This window comes from Streptomyces sp. (genome assembly GCF_036566765.1).
GTDB lineage: Bacteria > Actinomycetota > Actinomycetes > Streptomycetales > Streptomycetaceae > Streptomyces.
On the sequence record NZ_DATCVQ010000421.1, the window covers coordinates 1 to 1639 of the forward strand.

Annotated in this window: 2 protein-coding genes; both read left to right on the forward strand. The window is 72.4% G+C overall.

The genetic code is table 11. From position 1 onward, the window contains the following. A partial coding sequence (locus tag VIU94_RS24715; RefSeq protein WP_331914217.1) for a (2Fe-2S)-binding protein occupies positions 1-302 on the forward strand: 302 nt, incomplete at its 5' end. Positions 303-510: 208 nt separating this feature from the next. Then, on the forward strand, positions 511-1587 hold the full coding sequence (locus VIU94_RS24720) for a DUF2637 domain-containing protein (protein WP_331914219.1): 1077 nt from the start codon (positions 511-513) through the stop codon (positions 1585-1587). The last annotated feature ends 52 nt before the right edge of the window (positions 1588-1639 follow it).

Genomic DNA, 1639 nt, shown 5'->3' on the forward strand with positions numbered 1-1639 from the left:
GGCGGGCCCTGTGGGGCATGGCGACGGACGAGATCGTCGAGGGGCTCTGGTACGTCGGCGCACTGCTCGGCGAGGAGCCGCGGGCGATGGCGGAGCTGGAACTGCTGCTGCCGGGCACGGCGAAGCCGTACGTCGGCGCGGCGGGCTTCCGCGAGCTGGCCGCGCCGGACGGTGCGGCCCTGCCGACCCGGGACCGGGCGAGCTGCTGCCTCTTCTACACGCTGCGCCCCGAGGACACCTGCGTGACGTGCCCGCGCACCTGTGACGCCGAGCGTCTGCGCCGGCTGACCACGGCGGCCTGACCGGCGGTCACCGCATTTCATGCCACCCGTGCGGGTGGCATGAATCGAACACAACTCGCGTAACCAGTACCGCAGTTCGAGCAGATCGCACCTATTCGTATGCAGCGCCGCCTCATTGGCGTGCTCTTGCTCCGAAACCCCCTGAGGAGCCCCGGGCGTCGGCCAGTATGGGCCGCCGAAACGCCCTACGCGATGCAAGGGACACCGCATGAGACTGACCGACATATCGCTGGACTGGCTGCTTCCGGGCGGCGTGATGCTCGTCGGAGTCCTGACGGCGGTGGCGGTGCTCGCGCGCGGCAAGCGCGCCGGTGACCAGTCCTCGGCCGACGACTCCTGGGAACGAAACGAGGAGCGCCGCCGCCGCAAGGAAGCGATCTACGGCACCGCCTCCTACATCCTGCTCTTCTGCTGTGCCGCGGTGGCCGCCGCGCTCTCCTTCCACGGACTCGTCGGCTTCGGCCGGCAGAACCTCAACCTCTCCGGCGGCTGGGAGTACCTCGTCCCGTTCGGCCTCGACGGCGCGGCCATGTTCTGCTCGGTGCTCGCGGTTCGCGAGGCCAGCCACGGCGACGCCGCCCTCGGCTCCCGACTCCTCGTCTGGACCTTCGCCGGCGCGGCCGCCTGGTTCAACTGGGTGCACGCCCCACGGGGCCTGGGCCACGACGGCGCCCCGCAGTTCTTCGCGGGCATGTCGCTGTCGGCGGCGGTCCTGTTCGACCGGGCCCTCAAGCAGACTCGCCGGGCGGCGCTGCGCGAGCAGGGCCTGGTGCCCCGCCCGCTGCCGCAGATCCGGATCGTCCGCTGGCTGCGCGCCCCCCGGGAGACCTTCGCCGCGTGGTCGCTGATGCTCCTGGAGGGCGTACGCACCCTGGACGAAGCGGTCGACGAGGTCCGCGAGGACCGGCGGGAGAAGCAGCAGAACCGGCTCCGCAGGCGCGAGCAGGAGAAGCTCGACCGGGCGAGACTCAGAGCGATCGCCGGGCAGCACCGGGCCTTCGGGCTCGGGCGGGGCGGCGGACGTCAGGTCGACGTGCCGTCACTGTCCGCCGGCGGCGGCTCCGCGGCGACGGGCGTCGGCCCGTCGGTCGCGGAGCCCGCCATAGCGGACCCGGGACAACTGCCGCTTCGACCCCGGCCCTCCCTACAGGCCGTGAGGGGCGCTGACGCCAGGGGCGCGGAGTCCCGGACGGTGGATCTCACCGCCGAGGACGACACCCAGACGCTGCCCCGGCTGGACTCACTGGAGCGCAAACTCAAGGACCTGGAGCAGCAGTTCGGCTGACCGCACCGGACCGCGACCGGTCGAGCACGACTACGGCGGGGCCGCCTCAGGC

Coding starts and splice junctions, on each gene's coding strand:
- VIU94_RS24720 (WP_331914219.1), top strand. CDS start 511: ATGAGACTGACCGACATATCGCTGGACTGGCTGCTTCCGGGCGGCGTG.